The organism is Nocardioidaceae bacterium SCSIO 66511, assembly GCA_023100825.1.
Classification (GTDB): domain Bacteria; phylum Actinomycetota; class Actinomycetes; order Propionibacteriales; family Nocardioidaceae; genus Solicola.
Map to the genome: position 1 here is coordinate 3,135,369 of CP095846.1, position 17,789 is coordinate 3,153,157.

Genomic DNA, 17,789 nt, shown 5'->3' on the forward strand with positions numbered 1-17,789 from the left:
CCTGACACTAGCGTGTGCCCACGCCTCCCAGCGACGCACGTTCGACGAGGTTCCGCGAACCTCTATGGTGGAGTCCACATGTCTGACCTCTTCACCCCGCCGGCAGCTGAGTGGAAACGCGTCTCGATCCGGCTGCGCGACGTGCACCGATTCGGCATCGTCGTGCCGTGCGTCGTCATCGCAGTCATTGCCACCGTCGTCGCACACGTACTCCTCGGCTGGTGGTGGCTGACGGCCTTGCTCGCCGTGGCCATCGTCGTCGGCGCCGTGTGGGGCTGGATCTGGGCCGCGCGCCATCAGGCCTCGTGGGGCTACGCCGAAAACGCCGAGGACCTCTACGTCACGAGCGGGATCATGTGGCGTCGGCTCGTCTCGGTTCCCTACGGTCGGATGCAGTACGTCGACGTGCAGGCGGGCCCCGTCGCCAGGCGTCTTGGCATCGCCCGGATCACCTTGCACACCGCGAGCCCGGAGACTGCGGCGACGATCCCCGGCCTACCGGCGGATGAAGCGCAGCGGCTGCGTGATCGGCTCACCGAGCTGGGCGAGGCGCATGGCGCAGGTCTCTGACTCTCAGCCGGACTCGAGTCAAAGCTCCGGAGCGCGCCGCAGCCATCCCGCCACTCCCCTGGTACGCGCCTGGCTCTGGCTGCTTGCGGCCGCGGCCTGGGGCGCGAGCTCGATGGTGCGCGGCGAGGAGTCGATAACGGTCGTCGGTGTCGTCCTCCTCGCAGCGGTCGTGCTCGGTCTGACCGCGGGGTATGTCACCTGGGCATTCACCTACTTCGTGATCGACGGCACCGAGCTGCGCATCGACAGCGGTGTCTTCGTGAAGCGGTCACGACGGATGCCGTACGAACGCATCCAGTCGATCGACATCGCGCAACCGTTCGGAGCACGAATCCTCGGGCTCGCCGAGCTACGCATCGAGATGGCCGGCGGCGAGGAGTCGCGTACGGAGCTGCGGTTCTTCCCGCTCGAAGAGGCGCGTACGCTGCGGGCGACTCTCCTCGGCCGCGCGTCCGGCGAGACCGACGAGGCGCCCGTCCCGACAGCACCCGCGCATCCCGCCGATCGGCTGATCGCCGACGTGCCCATCGGCAGGCTGATCGTCGCCGGCATCCTCACCAGCGACTTCGTCGCAGCGATCGCGATCAGCGGTGCGTTGCTCATCGCCGTGATCGCCAACGCGGCCGCGACTGCGGTGTTCGGCAGGGACGGGTTCGTCGCGACCTCCATCCCGGTCCTGCTCGCGCTCGGCGGCTGGCTGTACACACTCGTCCGCTCCCGGCTGTTCGAGCAGTGGGGCTTCCGGCTCTCGTACGCAGCGAACGGACTCCACGTCGAGCGCGGTCTGTTCAACCACATCTCGCAGACCGTTCCGCTCGACCGCGTCCAAGGTGTCGTCGTGGAGCAACCCCTGCTGTGGCGGCCGTTCGGCTGGTACCGCGTCCGCGTCGACACCGCCGGCTACACCCGGGGCGGCGACGTCGAGGGCGACGACGCCACCTCGACCCTGCTTCCGGTCGGCGATTTCGGCGTGGTCCGCACAGTGTTCGCGTCGGTGCTTCCGGGCGTCGATCCGTCTGCCGTGCCGTTGCGGGTCGCGCCCGCACGGTCCGCGTGGTTCGCCCCGATCGGCTGGAGGTTCCGGCGCATCGGGTACGACGAGCGCGCGATCGTCATGACGCGAGGCTGGATCACGCACCGCATCGATGTCGTACCCCACGCGAAGACGCAGTCGGTACGCGTGGTGCAGGGGCCCCTCCAGCGACGACTTCAACTCAGCGATCTCATCGTCGACACGACCAAGGGTCCCGTCGACGCCCACGCGCCCAGCCGCGACGCCGCGGAGGTACGCGCGATCGCGATGTCACAGCTCGACCGGGCACGGGTCGCGCGTCGCGCGTAGCGCAGACTCAGCCGCCCGACGTACCGTCCTCGGCCTCCGGGTCGATGCCGTCGACCTCGCGGGAGTCGAGCCAGCCGTCGGGCACTGTCACCTTGCGCGGGCTCCCCTGCCGCCCGCGCGGACGCCCGAGCTCGCCGACGGGGTAGGGCTCATCGGGATCGAGGTCGCCGAGGAGCTCATCGAGCGCGGCCAACGACGACACCTTGCCGAGGCTGTTGCGAAGCCGCCCGCCCGCGCCGAACCCCTTCAGATACCAAGAGACGTGCTTACGGAACTCGACACAGCCGCGCTCCTCGCCGAGGTAGCCGCTCAGCAGCTCGGCATGACGGCGCATCATCGCGCGTACCTCGCCGAGTTTCGGCAGCTCCTGAACGTGCTCTCCGGCGAAGCCGGCAGCGAGGTCGCGGAACAACCATGGCCGGCCGAGACACCCGCGGCCGACGACAACGCCCGCGCATCCCGTCTCGTCGACCATGCGCATCGCATCGGATGCCTCCCAGATGTCGCCGTTGCCGAGCACGGGGATCTCGACGTGTTCGACGAGCGACGCGATCGACTCCCAGTCGGCGGTGCCCGAGTAGTGCTGCGCCGCCGTACGCCCGTGCAGCGCGATCGCCGCGCAGCCTGACTCCTGCGCGATGCGACCGGCGTCGAGGTACGTCAGGTGGTCGTCGTCGATGCCCTTTCGGGTCTTCATCGTGACAGGCACGCCGTACGGCGCGGCCGCGCGTACGGCGGACTCGAGGATGTCGCCGAGCAGAGTCGACTTCCACGGAAGCGCGGCGCCACCGCCCTTACGGGTGACCTTGGGCACGGGGCATCCGAAGTTCAGGTCGACGTGGTCGACACCGTGGTCGCCGCACAGGATCTCGACGGCCTTGCCGATGTAGACGGGGTCGATGCCGTACAGCTGGACCGAACGCACCTTCTCGGCCTCGTCGAACACGAGCATCGACAAGCTGGTGCGGTCGCCTTCGACGATGCCGCGCGAGGTGATCATCTCGCATACGTACAGCCCCGCGCCGTGCTCGCTGCACAGCTTGCGGAACGCCGCGTTCGTGACGCCTGCCATCGGTGCGAGCACGACCGGTGTCGGGATCTCGAGGTCGCCGAGCCGTAGGCCCTTGGCGACGGTCTCCGTAGCGGTCATGGGGTCCATCGTCTCATCCGGGCCAATCGGCCTCGCGTCACCGCAGGAGCCAGCCGTTCTCGGCGGCGACACGTACGGCCTCGGCACGAGTACGTGCACCGGTCTTGCCGATGGCGCTCGACAGGTAGTTGCGTACGGTCCCCTCCGACAGATGCAGCGCACGCGCGATGTCGGCGACCGTGCCTCCGTCCTCTGCGGCGCGGAGCACGTCCGTCTCGCGCTCCGTCAGCGGCGTCGCGCCTTGGGCGAGCGAGTCGGCGGCCAGCTGCGGATCGACGACGCGGAGGCCCGAGTGCACCCGGCGTACGGCGTCGGCGAGCTGACGGGCCGGCGTGTCCTTGACCACGAACCCGCTCGCACCTGCGGCCATCGCCGCTTGCAGATACCCAGGTCGACCGAACGTCGTCACCATCAGCACTCGGCATCCCGGCACGGCTGCGAGTAGCTCTCGGGCCGCAGCGACGCCGTCGAGACCAGGCATCTCGACGTCCAGCAGCGCGACGTCCGGGTGCTCCTCACGGGCAGCCGGCACGACCTCGTCACCGCGGGATACCTCGACCACGACGCTCAGGTCGGGTTCGAGGTCAAGGAGAGCGGCCAGCGCGCCACGTACGAGCGCCTGATCGTCGGCCAGCAACAGCCGGATGGGGGTGTCGTTCATCCCGCCACCTCCACACGTACCGCGAAGCCGACACCCGACTCGGCCGGTCCCGTCGTCAGGGTCGCACCCGCAAGCCGGGTCCGCTCGCGAAGCCCGAGCAGGCCGCGGCCTTCGGATGGCATGGTGTCGACGCCGACACCGTCGTCCTCGATCGTCACCGACCGCGGTGTGAGCAGCACTCGGCAGCGGCGGGCACCACTGTGCCGGATGACGTTGGTGACCGACTCGCGAATCGTCCAAGCGAACAGCTCCCGCCAGCGGCTCGGCACCTCGTCTGCCACCGTTGGCAGATCGGCCTCGATACCGGCCGACTCCAACGCGTCCCGGGCGGCCGCGATCTCGCCGGGCAGCGAGACGCCACGGAGTCCGGCCGCGGTCGAACGTACGTCGGCCAGCGCGTCGCGAGCGAGGCGTTCGAGGTCGACCAACTCGGCTCTCGTACGCGCGGGGTCGGCGTCGAGCAGCCGCTCCGCGAGCTCGGTCTTGACCGAGATCACCGTGAGCGAATGGCCGAGGATGTCGTGTAGGTCTCGGGCGATCCGAGTGCGCTCCTCCTCCAGTGCGAGGGCGCTCAGCTCTCGCTCGGCCTCGACCAGTCGCCGCTGGCGCAGGAACGCCATCCGGAAACCCCACACGGCGCAGCCGGCGAGAACGATCGCCAGACCGGTGCCTTCCTCCGACCAACCGTCGACGAGCCGGCCGGACGCCTCGGTCACGACGAACAGCGTGAGCAGGACGGCCCAACCCTGGCGTACCGGCAGTGCGCCCATCGAAGCGGCGGTCACGAAGACCAGGCTCGTCAACGCCTCGTCGCCGCCGCCGGGGATCATCGCGACCGTGCAGACGAGCATTCCGGCGACGTACGCCCAACGGGTCACCAGCTCCGCCGCATCGGCCGGGTCGGTGCGAAAGTTCCGCCTCCCGCCGAGCGCGACGAGATAGACGACCACGAATGCGGCAAGAGCCAGCAACCCGAGCGCTTGGCGCCAGCCGTCGGCATCATTCAGCAGCCGATCAGCGAGCGGAGCCAGGTACACGAACCAGACCCCGATGGCAAGCCACCGGAATGCCGGTGGACGACGATCGAGGTCCGGCTTCAGTGCGGGTGTCACGTCAGCAGCGTATGCGCCGGTCAGACGCGGGCGGTGTCACGGCGGAACCGCCACGCGGCGCCGGCGATGAACAACGCGGTCCAGACGGCGACATTGAGCACTGCGACGACCAGCGAGCCGCCGGGGTCCAGCGGCCACCTGGCGAGCTCACCGACGCCGTAGACCGGGGTCAGCTTCGCGATCGTCGCGAACGTGTCGCCCATCTCGCTGACGGGTACGAATAGGCCACCGGCGAACGACATCAGCGCCAGCACCGGACCGAGGAGCTGCATGACGTTCTCGCTCGGCAGCAGGTAGCCCATGAACAAGCCGAACGCGGCGAACACCAGCGAGCACACCCAGGCCAGCAGCGCACACGTCAGCAGGTCGCCGAGCGGCAGGTCGGCTCCGGCGAACAGGCCGACTGCACAGACCACTGCGATCGAGACCAGTCCCATCGACATCGCGACGAGGACCTTGACGGCGATGTACGCCACCGGGTTCAGCGGAGTGAGCCGCAGTTGCCGGCTCCATCCGACGGCGCGTTCGACGGAGACCATCGCGCCGGCGCTCGTCGTGGCGATCATTGCTCCGTAGACGGCCATCGAGATCATCACCCACGCGGTGACGTTGCCCGATCCGGTCGTCTCCGTGCGGTACGAACTGTCCGTACCGAAGAGCAAGAAGAACGCGGCCGGCATGACGAGCGTGAAGATCATCGTGCGGCGGTTGCGCAACATCCGCCGCAGCTCGAGTCGAAGGAAGGTTGCCGAGAAGCCACCGAGCCGCGGTGTCCTACGTTCGATCATCGGTGTGGTCATGCGGGAACTCCAACGTGGGTTGCATCCTGAGCGTCATCGCCGGTAAGCGCGATGAACGCGTCTTCGAGGTTGCGCGAGGTGATTTCCAGATCGCGCGCTGAGGTCTGAGTGAGCAGATAACGCGCCGCGACATCTGCATCGGCCGCATGGAGCAGCACCGAGTCACCGCGTACGTCGACCGAGTCGACTCCGGGGATCGCCGCCAGCAGAGACTGGTCCGCGCCGGGCAGTGTCGCGCGCAGGGTACGTCCCGAGGCGAGGCTCTTGATCTGCGCAGGAGTGCCGTCTGCGGCGACTCGGCCATGCCGTACGAACACGATTCGATCGGCGTACGCATCCGCCTCCTCGAGGTAATGCGTTGCGAAGATCGTCGTACGTCCCCGCTGGGAGTCGGCGCGGATCGCTTCCCAGAAGTCGCGGCGACCCTCGACGTCCATGCCTGTGGTGGGCTCATCGAGGATCAGCAGGTCCGGATCGGGCAGCAGCGCGAGCGCGAACCGCAGTCGCTGCTGCTGCCCGCCGGAGCACTTGCCGACCAGACGGTCGCGGATATCGGCGATACCGGCCCGCTCGAGGACTTCACCTACCGGGCGCGCCGGCTCGAACAGCGATGCCGTCAGCTCGACGGTCTCGCCAACGGTGTACTCCTTGAGCAGCCCCCCGGTCTGCATCACCGCCGATACCGCACCCCGTGCGACCGCCTTGCGCGGCGCCATGCCGTAGACGCTGACGGCACCCACTGTCGGATCCTGGAGTCCGAGGATCAGGTCGATCGTTGTGGTCTTGCCGGCGCCGTTGGGGCCGAGCAGCGCAACGACCTCACCCGGACGAATCGTCAGGGAGAGTTGGTCGACAGCGGTCACAGACGCGTATCGCTTCGTCGCGTCATCGAGGGCGACGGCGAAGCTCGGCAAGGTACGTTCTCTGGTCATGGCTCCACCATTGCGCCGCGCGCGGTGCTGAGCCCATGCCGACGGTCATCGACCGGTCATGACATCTGTCAGATGGTCACGGAGCCCAGGTGACAGGGTTCTCCAGATCGCTGGTGCGTACCTGGACGCCGGTGAAGTTCCGCTTGGGCGGCACCGTGAAGACCAGGCAGCCCTTCACCGCGCCACCGCGGTCGAGTTTGCTGGGCAGCTCCAGCGGTTTGCACGAATCGATCGCGCCACGTACCGCCGTCGGCGGGAAGTACTCATCGCCGCTGTCTAGCCCGTACAACGGCAGTTCCGCCCGGGCAAGCACGGCTGGTCCGGCGTTGCGGATGGACGCGTCGACGTAGTACGGGACCGACCCATTGGCCACGCCGTCGAGATCGAACCCGGCAAGATCCTTCGGCTTGCCGCGTTCGATCTGGTCGACCTCGACCGTGATGACGGTCGCGGCGGCGTTGTCCGGCTCGTCGACAACTGACACGGGCGTACCGACCTCTACGGTCGATCCGCCCGAGGTCAGCGTCACGCCCTCCGGAACTTCGATGTCGGGAGTGTCCGGGCCCGGTTCGGGCTCGTCGTCGCCCCCGGAGCAGCCGGACACCGTGAGTACCGCTACCGCGGCGAGCGCCCCGATGCGCCGCCAGGGCCGGGTCAGCATCCGACGAGGCGAGTCGCGAGGTAGGAGCGGATCTGGTCGAGCGAGACCCGTTCCTGCTGCATGGTGTCGCGTTCGCGTACGGTCACCGCGTTGTCGTCGAGAGAGTCGAAGTCGACGGTGACGCAGTAGGGCGTGCCGATCTCGTCGTGGCGGCGGTAGCGTCGCCCGATCGCACCCGCGTCGTCGAAGTCGACGGCCCACAGCGTACGAAGGTCGGCCGACAGCGCCTTCGCCTTCGGCGTGAGCCGTTCGTTGCGAGACAGCGGCAGGACCGCCACCTTGACTGGCGCCAGGCGCGGATCGAGACGCAGCACGACGCGCTTGTCGACGCCGCCCTTGGCGTTCGGCGCTTCGTCCTCGGTGTACGCGTCGAGCAGGAACGCCATCATCGACCGGTTGAGTCCGGCGGCCGGCTCGATGACGTACGGCACCCAGCGCTCGCCCTTCTCCTGGTCGTAGTACGACAACTCCTGTCCGGAGAACTTCGCGTGGGTGGAGAGGTCGAAGTCGGTGCGGTTGGCGATGCCCTCGAGCTCGTCGAACTCCTTGGATCCGAAGTTGAACCGGTACTCGATGTCGACCGTGCGCTTCGCGTAGTGGGAGAGCTTCTCCTGCGGATGCTCGAAGTGCCGGATGTTGGCGGGGTCGATACCGAGGTCGGTGTACCAGTCGGTACGAAGGCGGATCCACTCCTCATGCCAGTCGGCGTCGGTGCCCGGCTCGACGAAGAACTCCATCTCCATCTGCTCGAACTCACGCGTGCGGAAGATGAAGTTGCCCGGTGTGATCTCGTTGCGGAAGCTCTTGCCGATCTGGGCGATGCCGAACGGCGGTCGTTTGCGCGCGGTCGTCATCACCTGGTTGAAGTTGATGAAGATGCCCTGCGCGGTCTCCGGCCGCAGATAGTGCAGCCCTTCCTCGGACTCGATCGGCCCGAGGTAGGTCTTGAGCATCATGTTGAACTCGCGCGGCTCGGTCCATTGGCCCTTCGTGCCGCAGTCGGGGCACGCGATCAACGTCATGTCGACGGTGTCCGGGTCGTCGATGCTCTTCTTGGCGGCGTACGCCTCCTGCAGGTGGTCCTGGCGGTGGCGCTTATGGCAGTTCATGCACTCGACCAGCGGGTCGTGGAACACATCGACGTGACCCGAGGCCTCCCACACACGCCGGGGCAGGATCACCGACGAGTCGAGCCCGACGACGTCGTCGCGGCCCTGCACCATCGCCCGCCACCACTGGCGCTTGATGTTCTCCTTCAGCTCGACACCGAGGGGCCCGTAGTCCCAGGCGGCTTTCGTGCCTCCGTAGATCTCGCCACAGGGAAAAACGAATCCGCGGCGTTTGCAGAGGCTGACAACGGTGTCGACGTTGGTGGCAGGCATGGTTGGCTCTCCATCCGGCTGGGTGTCGGCGGGCATCTGCGGATCGTCGTAACGATCCGCGCCCGATGGGCAGAGGTAAGCGTACCGCCTGGAATGCAGCGACCGGCCGCACCCGTCTGGGTCGCGGCCGGTCGCCCGGATGAGGTCAGCTGATTCGCTCGCCGGACTCCTTGGCAAACAGGTGCACGCGCTCCGGCGCGGCCTGCACGTGGAGCACCTCGCCCTTGGCGGGAGGCGTACGCGCTTCGACGCGTGCGATCAGCGTGTGCTCCTCGCCGTCGATCGTTGCGCGACCGTAGACGAACGCATCGGAGCCGAGCTCCTCGACGACATCGACCTCGAGAGGTACGCCGCTGTCGCCGACGACGAGGTCTTCCGGGCGTACGCCGAGGACCGCGCTCGAGTCGGAGACCTGCTGGAGCGTGTCACGGGCGACGTTGACGACGTGATCACCGAACCGCACGCCGTTGTCGGTCAGCGGCAGGGTGAGAAGGTTCATGCTCGGCGAGCCGATGAACCCGGCGACGAACACATTGGCGGGGTGGTCGTACATCTCTCGCGGGCTGGCGCACTGCTGGAGTACGCCGTCCTTGAGCACTGCGACCCGATCACCCATGGTCATCGCCTCGACCTGGTCGTGGGTGACGTACACGGTGGTCGTCGCGAGTCGCCGCTGCAGCTGCGCAATCTGGTTGCGGGTCTCCACCCGCAGCTTCGCGTCTAGGTTGGACAACGGCTCGTCCATCAAGAACACCTCGGGCGAGCGGACGATCGCCCGGCCCATCGCGACGCGCTGGCGCTGGCCGCCGGACAGCGCCTTCGGCTTGCGCTCGAGGTAGTCGCTGATGTCGAGGATCTTCGCCGCCTCCTCGACCCGCTGCTTGATCTCGGCCTTGTCGGTGCCGGCGATCTTGAGCGCGAAACCCATGTTCTGGGCGACGGTCATATGGGGATAGAGCGCGTAGTTCTGGAAGACCATCGCGATATCGCGGGACTTCGGCGGAAGGTTGGTGACGTCGCGGTCGCCGATGAGGACCCGACCGTCATCGACTTCCTCCAAGCCGGCCAGCATCCGCAGGGATGTGGACTTACCGCATCCGGAGGGACCGACGAGGACGAGGAACTCGCCGTCTTCGATCTCGAGGTCAAGGTGGTCGACGGCCGGGCGTTCCTGGCCGGGGAAGACGCGAGTCGCCTTCTCGAAGGTCACTGAGGACATGTTGATTTGTTTCCCTTCACCGGCAGGTACGTGCCGGACGATCCGTTGTGGAGGGTTTGCGCGACCCATTGTGCGCTACGCCACACGCACACGTAAACACGGGTCGGTTCAGAGCTGCTCGTAGGCCGTCGGCTCGGCGATCGCCTCGGACAGCAATGGGACCGCCGCGAGCTTGACGTCCGTCGCCGACAGGGCGCGACGGTACGACCCGGTGTCGTCCCACAGTGTCGTGAGCGTCCAGAGCTCCTCGTCGTCGACGTTTCGGCCGACGCCGCCCGTACGGAAGCCGCGTTGCTGCGACAGTGCATCGAGTGCGGCATGCGCGCGAGTGGCGAACGACGAGGTGTCGCTCGGCGACACGCGATACCTGGTGACGACGATCATGTGCACGAGGCTATTGCGCGCGGCCACTGGGGCCGATGACCACCTCGCACCGTGGCAGGATTGTCCGATGAGCACACCACCTTCGCGAAGCGCCGAGCTGCTCGCCCGAATGCAGGCAATGCCTCGCCTCACCATGCCGGCCGTGACGCTGGTGCTCTTCCTGGTCGGTGCGTTCGCCCCCCTCGGTTTCGCCGCACCGGCGCTCGTACTGCTGATCGCGTTCGTGGGCTGGCTCGCCTCGCTTTCGTGGCCCGTGCTCGACCGGCCGGCTCGGCTCATCCGAGTGCTCGCCATCGGCGCCCTCGTCGGACTGCTCGTCAGTCGGGTCGCACAGGCATTGACCTGACGTCGCACCTCAAGGAAATGAGTTTGACAATCATTCTCATCTAGGCAGAGAATCATCCCATGCGAATCCACTCCCCTGTGCTCATTGCCGCCGCCGGTTCCCTGCTGGCGCTCACCGCCTGCAGCAGCGAGGCCGACTCCGCGTCCGGTACGCGCATCGTCGCGGCGTCGTACCCGTTCGCGTACGTGGCCGAACAGGTGGGTGGCGATGCCGTCGACGTCGAGAACCTCACGTCCCCAGGCGTCGAGCCGCACGACCTCGAGCTCGCCCCGAAGCAGGTCGCGGCGGTCCAGGACGCCGACCTCGCGGTCTTCGAGACCGGGTTCCAGGCGGCCGTCGACGACGCGGTCGAAGAAGCCGACCTTTCCGACGACGCGAGCCTCGACGTGGCCGACGTCGTGACGTTGCGCGAGGCCGAGGAAGGCCATGACCACGAGCACGAGGAGGAGGGCCACGACCACGAACACGAAGATGAGAGCGAGCACGAAGGCGACGACCACGACCACGGCGGGCTCGATCCGCATGTGTGGCTCGATCCGACGAACATGATCGCTATCGCCGACGCGACCGCCGAGCGGCTCGTGGAGATCGATCCCGACAACGCCGACACGTTCAAGAAGAATGCGCGCGACTTCGGCAAGCGACTTCGCGCGCTGGACAAGCAGTACGAGACGGGCCTCGCGAACTGCAAGCGCAGTACGATCGTGACGAGCCACGAGGCGTTCGGCTACCTCGCCGCGCGTTACGACCTGGAGCAGGTCGGCATCGCCGGGCTCGACCCGGGCAGCGAACCATCGCCCGAGCAGCTCGCCGACATCACCGACCTCGTACGCAAGGATGGGATCACCACGATCTTCACCGAGGAGCTGGTCAGCCCTGCCGTCGCCGAGACCGTCGCCGACGAGACGGGTGCCGACGTCGCGACACTCGACCCGATCGAAGGTCTCAGCGACGACACTGCGAACGAGACGTACGTTTCCCTGATGGAGCAGAACCTCGACGCCCTGAAGGAGGCGAACGGCTGCAGATGAGCGGTGAAGCAGGCGACGCACCACTCGCATTGCACGACGTCGGCATCGTCCTCGGTGGTCGACCCATCGTCCGCCAGGTCGATCTGACAGTCGACGCCGGCGAGTTCGTGACTCTGCTCGGCAGCAACGGCTCGGGCAAGTCGACGCTCGTCCGCGCGTGTGTCGGCCTGCTACCGCTCACGACCGGCTCGATCGAGGTGTTCGGCGCCTCGATCGAGCGCTTCCGCGACTGGCGTCGCGTCGGGTACGTACCGCAGCGCTCGACCGCGACCTCCGGCGTCCCCTCGACGGTCGGCGAGGTCGTCTCGACCGGCCGGCTGTCGCGCCGCAGGTACGCGGGCTGGGCAACCGCTCGAGACCGCCGCGCCGTACGAACGGCTCTCGAGCTCGTCGACCTCGCGTCTCGGGAGAGCGACCCGGTCGCACAGCTCTCCGGCGGGCAGCAGCAGCGGGTGATGATCGCGCGGGCTCTGGCCGGGGAGCCAGAGCTGCTGGTGATGGACGAGCCGACGGCGGGTGTCGACCAGCACAGTCAGCAGATTCTCGCCGATGTGTTGTCGCGAATGCTCGCCGAGCAGACGACCGTCGTCATGGTGGCGCATGAGCTCGGGCCGTTCCGGGCGATGGTCGACCGGGCGATCGTGCTGCGTGACGGTCGCATCGCGTACGACGGCGACGTTCCGCCGGAGCACGACAGTCACGGCGAGCAACACCACATTCATTCCAGCGATCCGGTCGATCGCGGCGCCGTACCACCCGAAGGCGTGTGGCAGTGATGATCGACCTCCTCGACTACGACTTCATGCGCAGGGCGCTGACGGCTGCGCTGCTGACCGGGCTCGCGGCTCCGGCGATCGGCACCTACCTCGTTCAGCGGCGTCTCGCGCTACTCGGCGACGGTATCGGCCACATCGCGCTTACGGGTGTCGCCGTCGGACTGCTGACCAACCAGGCGCCCCTCGTCACCGCGGTCATCGTGTCGGCACTCGGTGCCCTCGCGATCGAACTGTTGCGCGCGTACGGGCGCACGAGCGGCGATGTTGCCCTTGCGTTGCTGTTCTACGGCGGCATCGCGGGCGGCGTTTTGCTGACCAACCTCGCCGGAGACTCGGCGGCGACACTGAACAGCTACTTGTTCGGTGCGATCACAACCGTCTCCGACTCCGACCTTCGGCTGGTCTGGATCCTCGCGGCGGTCGTGCTCATCGTTGCCGTCGGCCTTGCCCCGCAGCTGTTCGCGGTGTGCCAGGACGAGGAGTACGCCCGGGTCACCGGAGTGCCCGTACGTGCGTACGGCTTGCTCATCGCGATCCTCGCGGCGGTCACCGTCACGGTGTCGATGCGTACGGTCGGTCTGCTGCTCGTCTCCGCGCTGATGGTGGTCCCGGTGGCGACCGCACAACAGGTGACGCGCAGCTTCCGGGCGACGTTCGCTGTGGCGATGGTGCTCGGGGTGATCGCCTCGATCTCCGGGGTGGGCGCGAGCTTCGAGTACGACACGTCGCCAGGACCGACGATCGTCATCATCGCGCTTGCGTTCTTCATCGTGACGGCACCGATCGGCACCGCGATCCGCGCCGCCCGCCGAAGGCGTTCGCCGTTCGAGGCAGCGGCGCCACCTGGGCACCTGCCAGCGGGTGAGCATCCGCATGAGCACGGTGATGACTGCGGTCACACGGCCGTGCCTCACGGGGACCATGTCGACTACATTCATGGTGGTCACCGACATGCAGCCCATCAGGGCCACTATGACGAGCACTGAGTAGAGCAAGCAACGGAGCATCACCGCAATGTCCAAGCCGCAGATCCGCACCACCCGGCAGCGCCGGGCAGTCGCGGCCGTCCTCGATGAACTGGACGGATTCTCCAGCGCGCAACAGATCCACGATCTGCTGCGCGCTCAGGGCGAGTCGATCGGGTTGAGCACGGTCTACCGAAACCTGACCGCACTCGCCGAGGCGGAAGAGGTCGACGTACTCCGCAACGACGACGGCGAAGCGTTGTATCGCCAGTGCAGCGACGGGCACCACCACCATCTGGTCTGCCGCGAGTGCGGCCGCACCGTCGAGATCGAGGGCCCGGCCGTCGAGCGCTGGACCAACCAGAAGGCGGCCGAGAACGGGTTCGCCGACGTGCAGCACACGCTGGAGATCTTCGGCACGTGCAGCGACTGTCGGGCGAACGCCTAGCGCAGTGGCTGTCGCGGTTTGGGCTGCCGACGACTGGGCTCCGGTCGCGGCGCGGCATCGTGCTCGGGTGCGCGCCTGGACGAAGCCGCATCTCGCCCGCCGGACCAAGGGTCAGCGGCATCCGGTCGAGGACTTCCTGTTCGAGTACTACTCCCACTCCCCTACGAAGTTGGAGCGTTGGCATCCGGGTTTCGGCAACGTGCTCTGCGGTCCGGGCATCGATGAGTACGCGGACCTGGCCGACTACCGAACGTACGACTCGGGTGTCGGCCCGGATCCGGATCGGCTGCGCCGACGTCGCGAAGGGCTCGAGTGGACGCGCGACCTACTTGCGCTGACCCAAGGTCGCGACGCTCGTACGAACTGCTTCGGCCTTCATGAGTGGGCGATGGTGTACCGAACCCGCCAGGCCGAGGTACGCCACGAGTCGTACCCGCTGCGACTCGGACACCGCGGCACGGACGACGTGGTCGAGTCGCATCAGCTGCGGTGCACGCATTTCGATGCGTTCCGGTTCTTCACCGACGACGCCAGACCGCGCAACGCCGACCTCCTCACGCGGCGAGACCAGCAGGACTCCGAACAGCCGGGATGCCTGCACGCGAATATGGATCTCTACCGCGCCGCGTACAAGTTCTCGCCGTTCGTACGCTCCGAGCTGGTGGCCGACTGTTTCGAGCTGGCCCGCGATATCCGCGAGCTCGACATGCGCGCGTCGCCGTACGATCTGAGCTCGCTCGGCTACTCACCTGTCCGCATCGAAGAGGCCTCCGGCAAGGCAGAGTATGTCGCCGGCCAGCGCCGGTTCGCAGCTCGTGCAGGCGTCCTTCGCGGATACCTGCTCGATGAGCTCACCGGACTGCTCGAGGCCGTGGGTTAATCGGCTGGTACCGAACGTGCGACGCGAAACCCGAGATCGTCCGTGATGAAGGTCGGGTGGCTTCGCCGGCGGACCGATGCCCGGCAGCTCCAGTGCTCATCGAACCATCCGCCGCCGCGCAGCACGCGGTACGACCCGTAGACGTCGGGGTCGTAGAGGTCCCAGCACCATTCCCAGACGTTCCCGAGCAGGTCGTACAGGCCCCAGGCGTTGGGCTCCTTGCGTCCGACCTCGTGGACGCGCTCGTGGGAGTTCCGTCGGTACCAGGCGATGTCTTCGAGGTCGCCGTAACGGGGACCCGAGGAACCGGCCCGGCACGCGTACTCCCACTCCGCCTCGGTCGGCAACCGATACCCGTCCGCCGCGCGGTTCCAATTCGGCTCCGCTTCGCCCGGGCCGGTTTCGTACGCGGGTGTCAGCCCCTCGTGGTGCGACAGCGCATTGCAGAAGTCGATCGCATCGTGCCAAGAGATGTCGACAACGGGCAGCGGTCCGTGTACCTGAGGTCCCGTTGCCGAACCGGCAACCATCGAGTACTGACTTCTGGTGACCGGAACGGTCGCGAGCTCGAATCGCGGGAGCCGAACTGACCATCGGCGTTGAGTGCGCCGATCGGACAGAGTCACTGTTCCGGATGGGATCTCGGCCACTTCGATGACTCCGGACATGAGCCGAGCATTGCATGCGGGCATGCCGACGGGTTGTCGGTCGGGTTTGCCGTGGCGGTGGTGTTCATTTCTGTGTTCGCCACTATCAGGAGCCGTGGGCGGGCTCGGTCTGGTGCTCGGGAAGTGGCTGGTGGCCAGAGCTGCCACTACTGCGACGCAGCAGGAGGCCGGAGACGAGGGCGGCGAAGACCAGGATCGCCGCGCTGACGGCCAGCGCGGTGGTGTATCCGTGGACAACGGCCGCGTCGCCGGACGCCTGGTAGTCGGTGCTGGAGATGACCGCGACGGTGTTGAGCAGGGCGACGCCGATCGCGGCACCGAGCTGCTGGGAGGCGTTGTAGGCGGCCGAGGCGGCGCCGATCTCGTGGGTGGCGACGCCTTCGGTGGCTGTGCTCGCGGTGGCGGTGATCACCAGGCCCATCCCGAGGCCGGTCAGCACCATAGCGGGCACCAGGTAGAGCGGCAGCACGTTCGTCGAATGTGCGTCGAGGAGGGTGAGGACGCCCAGCCCCGCCGCGGCAGCGAGGAGCCCGGACACCACGAGGGTGGCTGCGGAGACGCGGCCGAGAAGCAACCCGGCGATGACCATGGATCCGACCAGCGCGGCGACGGCATGGATGAGCAGAACGAGCCCGGCATTCAGGGGCGAGTAGCCCAACTGGGCCTGCATGTAGTAGCTCATGAACAGGTAGAAGCCGAACATCGCCAGGAACATCAACGCGATCGAGACGAACGAGCCCGCGCGGGCGCGGTTCTTGAGGATCGTGAGGGGGAAGATCGGATCGGGCGCTGACCGCTCAACGAGCACGAAGGCGGTGAGCAGCAGGAGGGCGCCGCCGATCAAGGCGGACACGACGAGCACCGAGACCTCCTGGCCGTCAAGCTGGCTGATGCCGATGACGATGGCGGCAATGCCGCCCGCGCTGAGCAGCGCGCCGAAGACGTCGATTCGACCGGACTGCTTCGCGGCTGGCGTGCGTGGGATGAGGGCGGCACCGATGGCGACGAGCGCGGCGATCGGGACGTTGATGTACAGGCACCAGCGCCAGCTGGCGAAGTCGGTCAGCGCCCCACCCAACAGCAGGCCGATCGCCGACCCCGCGGCGCCGACGGCTGCGAAGACGCCGAAGGCCCGGCCCCGATCCCGGGCCTCGGTGAACGTCATCGCCAGCAGCGACAGCGCGGCAGGTGCCAGCAGCGCCGCGAACGCCCCTTGGAGGGCGCGGGCAGCAATCAGCACCCCGGCGCTCCAGGCCAGCCCTCCGATCAGCGACGGGATCGCGAAGCCGAGCAGGCCGATCACGAAGGCGCGTCGGTGCCCAATCGCGCTGCTGATGCGACCGCCGATCAGCAGCAGGCCCCCGAACGTCAGCAGATAGGCGGTGATCACCCAGTGCCTATTCGCCTCGCCGAGGCCCAGCTCGGCGTCGGCCGAGGGCAGCGCGATATTGACGATGGTGCCATCGAGGACCACCAGCAGCTGCGCCAGCGCCACCAGTGTCAGCGTCCACCAGCGCGCCGTCGATTCTTGGCGTCTATCCATGTCCAGCTCTCGTCTCCCTAACAGTGGTCATGTTTCCCTAACGACGTTAGGGTAGACTAGCAGGACACCGGGACCCGGTGACGAACCAAGGAGGGCGATCGGATGCCAGAATCCCGTGAAGGGCGCGCAGAGCCGTCGAACGTGTGGCTGCGCCCGCAGCGCGCTCGGCGCGGCGAGCCCCCGGTCACCAGCGAGCGAATCGTCGAGGTCGCGGTTGAGATCCTCGACGGCGGCGGCCTCGAGGCGCTGACGATGCGGCGCGTAGCCGAGCAGCTCGGCGTCGTCGCCCCGTCGCTGTACTGGCATGTGAAGACTAAGGACGACATCATCGACCTCGCCGTCGACCACGTCTTCGCCGAGACCGACGCACCTACAGAATCGCAGCAGGACGACTGGCGTGCATGCATCGAGAAGATCGCCCTCGCGTGGCGCGCGACCCTCGTCGAGCACCCGTGGGTCGCACCGGTGGCCGCTTCTCGCCCCAGCTTCGGACCGAGCTATCTCGACCAGTTAGAGCTTGTCATGTCGACCCTGCACCGCGCTGGCCTGGCCGGCGCTGAGCTGTCGGCCGCGATGTGGACGCTGCACAACCTGATCTTCGGTTCCGCCTCGACGGAGGCGACGTTGAGCATCAGCGACCACGATCGCAAGGCCGGGCAGGCCCTTCTGCAGGCGCACACGGACCGCTATCCGACTCTGGCCAGCCACCGCTACCTCGACGACGACGACTGGCTCGGCGACTTCACCCGGGGCCTCGCCTACTTCCTCGACGGTCTCGACCTTCGCATCCGCGCCCGGCCCGAACCCACCGCATAACCGCGGCTTTCATGTAACCCGAGTTCGGAACGCTCAACGGGCGAGCCACTGACGCTCGCGAATGATGCTCTCGGTTTCGGTCTCCGCTGGCGCTTCCTCTCGA

20 protein-coding genes are annotated in these 17,789 nt (G+C 67.5%); 9 read left to right on the plus strand and 11 right to left on the minus strand.

Annotated features, from left to right (window positions below):
* The first annotated feature begins 78 nt into the window (after positions 1-78).
* Positions 79-570 carry a PH domain-containing protein gene (locus MU582_14790; protein UPK73695.1) on the plus strand — a complete coding sequence of 164 codons (492 nt, stop codon included), beginning with the start codon at positions 79-81 and terminating at the stop codon, positions 568-570.
* Positions 554-1,912: a PH domain-containing protein gene (locus tag MU582_14795; protein ID UPK73696.1), complete on the plus strand. Its 1,359-nt coding sequence runs from the start codon at positions 554-556 to the stop codon at positions 1,910-1,912. Before MU582_14790 ends, MU582_14795 begins: the two co-directional genes overlap by 17 nt.
* A gap of 7 nt (positions 1,913-1,919) precedes the next feature.
* Here the strand turns inward: MU582_14795 and dusB are convergent, their stop codons facing one another.
* From dusB to MU582_14840, 9 genes are all read right to left on the minus strand, one after another.
* Positions 1,920-3,071, minus strand: coding sequence for a tRNA dihydrouridine synthase DusB (gene dusB, locus MU582_14800; GenBank protein UPK73697.1), 1,152 nt, complete (start codon positions 3,069-3,071; stop codon positions 1,920-1,922).
* Positions 3,072-3,099: 28 nt separating this feature from the next.
* Positions 3,100-3,723, minus strand: a complete 624-nt coding sequence (locus MU582_14805; protein UPK73698.1) for a response regulator transcription factor — start codon at positions 3,721-3,723, stop codon at positions 3,100-3,102.
* Complete coding sequence (locus tag MU582_14810) at positions 3,720-4,835, minus strand: sensor histidine kinase (GenBank protein UPK73699.1); 1,116 nt, start codon at positions 4,833-4,835, stop codon at positions 3,720-3,722. Before MU582_14810 ends, MU582_14805 begins: the two co-directional genes overlap by 4 nt.
* Before the next feature lie 20 nt (positions 4,836-4,855).
* Positions 4,856-5,635, minus strand: coding sequence for an ABC transporter permease (locus MU582_14815; protein ID UPK73700.1), 780 nt, complete (start codon positions 5,633-5,635; stop codon positions 4,856-4,858).
* Positions 5,632-6,567 (minus strand): ABC transporter ATP-binding protein, encoded by a 936-nt coding sequence (locus MU582_14820; protein UPK73701.1) that lies wholly within the window; start codon positions 6,565-6,567, stop codon positions 5,632-5,634. The genes MU582_14815 and MU582_14820 overlap by 4 nt, the downstream gene beginning before the upstream one ends.
* A gap of 76 nt (positions 6,568-6,643) precedes the next feature.
* Complete coding sequence (locus MU582_14825; GenBank protein ID UPK73702.1) at positions 6,644-7,228, minus strand: hypothetical protein; 585 nt, start codon at positions 7,226-7,228, stop codon at positions 6,644-6,646.
* The gene (locus tag MU582_14830) at positions 7,222-8,610 is read right to left on the minus strand and encodes a glycine--tRNA ligase (GenBank protein UPK73703.1); all 1,389 of its coding nucleotides are present in this window, start codon (positions 8,608-8,610) and stop codon (positions 7,222-7,224) included. The genes MU582_14825 and MU582_14830 overlap by 7 nt, the downstream gene beginning before the upstream one ends.
* 145 nt (positions 8,611-8,755) lie before the next feature.
* Entirely contained in the window at positions 8,756-9,829 is a 1,074-nt protein-coding gene (gene ugpC / locus MU582_14835; GenBank protein UPK73704.1) for a sn-glycerol-3-phosphate ABC transporter ATP-binding protein UgpC, read from the minus strand.
* Positions 9,830-9,937: 108 nt separating this feature from the next.
* On the minus strand, positions 9,938-10,213 hold the full coding sequence (locus MU582_14840) for an antibiotic biosynthesis monooxygenase (protein ID UPK73705.1): 276 nt from the start codon (positions 10,211-10,213) through the stop codon (positions 9,938-9,940).
* Positions 10,214-10,280: 67 nt separating this feature from the next.
* Here MU582_14840 and MU582_14845 point away from each other — a divergent pair, with 67 nt between their 5' ends.
* Genes MU582_14845 through MU582_14870 form a run of 6 tightly spaced genes read left to right on the plus strand, consistent with a single transcriptional unit; the run spans position 10,281 to position 14,659 of the window.
* On the plus strand, positions 10,281-10,559 hold the full coding sequence (locus MU582_14845) for a hypothetical protein (GenBank protein UPK73706.1): 279 nt from the start codon (positions 10,281-10,283) through the stop codon (positions 10,557-10,559).
* Positions 10,560-10,618: 59 nt separating this feature from the next.
* Positions 10,619-11,590 carry a metal ABC transporter substrate-binding protein gene (locus tag MU582_14850; GenBank protein UPK73707.1) on the plus strand — a complete coding sequence of 324 codons (972 nt, stop codon included), beginning with the start codon at positions 10,619-10,621 and terminating at the stop codon, positions 11,588-11,590.
* The gene (locus MU582_14855; GenBank protein UPK73708.1) at positions 11,587-12,366 is read left to right on the plus strand and encodes an ABC transporter ATP-binding protein; all 780 of its coding nucleotides are present in this window, start codon (positions 11,587-11,589) and stop codon (positions 12,364-12,366) included. Before MU582_14850 ends, MU582_14855 begins: the two co-directional genes overlap by 4 nt.
* On the plus strand, positions 12,366-13,352 hold the full coding sequence (locus MU582_14860; GenBank protein ID UPK77177.1) for a metal ABC transporter permease: 987 nt from the start codon (positions 12,366-12,368) through the stop codon (positions 13,350-13,352). The genes MU582_14855 and MU582_14860 overlap by 1 nt, the downstream gene beginning before the upstream one ends.
* A 28-nt stretch (positions 13,353-13,380) precedes the next feature.
* The gene (locus MU582_14865; protein ID UPK73709.1) at positions 13,381-13,779 is read left to right on the plus strand and encodes a transcriptional repressor; all 399 of its coding nucleotides are present in this window, start codon (positions 13,381-13,383) and stop codon (positions 13,777-13,779) included.
* Positions 13,780-13,783: 4 nt separating this feature from the next.
* Complete coding sequence (locus tag MU582_14870) at positions 13,784-14,659, plus strand: 3-methyladenine DNA glycosylase (protein UPK73710.1); 876 nt, start codon at positions 13,784-13,786, stop codon at positions 14,657-14,659.
* Here the strand turns inward: MU582_14870 and MU582_14875 are convergent.
* Together MU582_14875 and MU582_14880 are read right to left on the minus strand one after the other, a co-directional pair.
* A complete protein-coding gene (locus MU582_14875; protein ID UPK73711.1) occupies positions 14,656-15,327 on the minus strand; it encodes a formylglycine-generating enzyme family protein in 672 nt (223 codons plus the stop codon). The two genes, MU582_14870 and MU582_14875, sit on opposite strands and share 4 nt — an antisense overlap.
* A gap of 85 nt (positions 15,328-15,412) precedes the next feature.
* Entirely contained in the window at positions 15,413-16,822 is a 1,410-nt protein-coding gene (locus MU582_14880; protein ID UPK73712.1) for an MFS transporter, read from the minus strand.
* A 150-nt stretch (positions 16,823-16,972) separates the two neighbouring features.
* Between MU582_14880 and MU582_14885 the strand changes: the two genes are divergently transcribed.
* The gene (locus tag MU582_14885; GenBank protein ID UPK73713.1) at positions 16,973-17,686 is read left to right on the plus strand and encodes a TetR/AcrR family transcriptional regulator C-terminal domain-containing protein; all 714 of its coding nucleotides are present in this window, start codon (positions 16,973-16,975) and stop codon (positions 17,684-17,686) included.
* Positions 17,687-17,789 lie beyond the last annotated feature (103 nt).

Excerpts from the sequence above, each read along its gene's own strand:
- MU582_14790 (UPK73695.1), top strand. The coding sequence starts at position 79 with ATGTCTGACCTCTTCACCCCGCCGGCAGCTGAGTGGAAACGCGTCTCG.
- MU582_14795 (UPK73696.1), top strand. The coding sequence starts at position 554 with ATGGCGCAGGTCTCTGACTCTCAGCCGGACTCGAGTCAAAGCTCCGGA.
- dusB (UPK73697.1), bottom strand. The coding sequence starts at position 3,071 with ATGGACCCCATGACCGCTACGGAGACCGTCGCCAAGGGCCTACGGCTC.
- MU582_14805 (UPK73698.1), bottom strand. The coding sequence starts at position 3,723 with ATGAACGACACCCCCATCCGGCTGTTGCTGGCCGACGATCAGGCGCTC.
- MU582_14815 (UPK73700.1), bottom strand. The coding sequence starts at position 5,635 with ATGACCACACCGATGATCGAACGTAGGACACCGCGGCTCGGTGGCTTC.
- MU582_14820 (UPK73701.1), bottom strand. The coding sequence starts at position 6,567 with ATGACCAGAGAACGTACCTTGCCGAGCTTCGCCGTCGCCCTCGATGAC.
- MU582_14825 (UPK73702.1), bottom strand. The coding sequence starts at position 7,228 with ATGCTGACCCGGCCCTGGCGGCGCATCGGGGCGCTCGCCGCGGTAGCG.
- MU582_14830 (UPK73703.1), bottom strand. The coding sequence starts at position 8,610 with ATGCCTGCCACCAACGTCGACACCGTTGTCAGCCTCTGCAAACGCCGC.
- ugpC (UPK73704.1), bottom strand. The coding sequence starts at position 9,829 with ATGTCCTCAGTGACCTTCGAGAAGGCGACTCGCGTCTTCCCCGGCCAG.
- MU582_14840 (UPK73705.1), bottom strand. The coding sequence starts at position 10,213 with ATGATCGTCGTCACCAGGTATCGCGTGTCGCCGAGCGACACCTCGTCG.
- MU582_14845 (UPK73706.1), top strand. The coding sequence starts at position 10,281 with ATGAGCACACCACCTTCGCGAAGCGCCGAGCTGCTCGCCCGAATGCAG.
- MU582_14850 (UPK73707.1), top strand. The coding sequence starts at position 10,619 with ATGCGAATCCACTCCCCTGTGCTCATTGCCGCCGCCGGTTCCCTGCTG.
- MU582_14855 (UPK73708.1), top strand. The coding sequence starts at position 11,587 with ATGAGCGGTGAAGCAGGCGACGCACCACTCGCATTGCACGACGTCGGC.
- MU582_14860 (UPK77177.1), top strand. The coding sequence starts at position 12,366 with ATGATCGACCTCCTCGACTACGACTTCATGCGCAGGGCGCTGACGGCT.
- MU582_14865 (UPK73709.1), top strand. The coding sequence starts at position 13,381 with ATGTCCAAGCCGCAGATCCGCACCACCCGGCAGCGCCGGGCAGTCGCG.
- MU582_14875 (UPK73711.1), bottom strand. The coding sequence starts at position 15,327 with ATGTCCGGAGTCATCGAAGTGGCCGAGATCCCATCCGGAACAGTGACT.
- MU582_14885 (UPK73713.1), top strand. The coding sequence starts at position 16,973 with ATGCCAGAATCCCGTGAAGGGCGCGCAGAGCCGTCGAACGTGTGGCTG.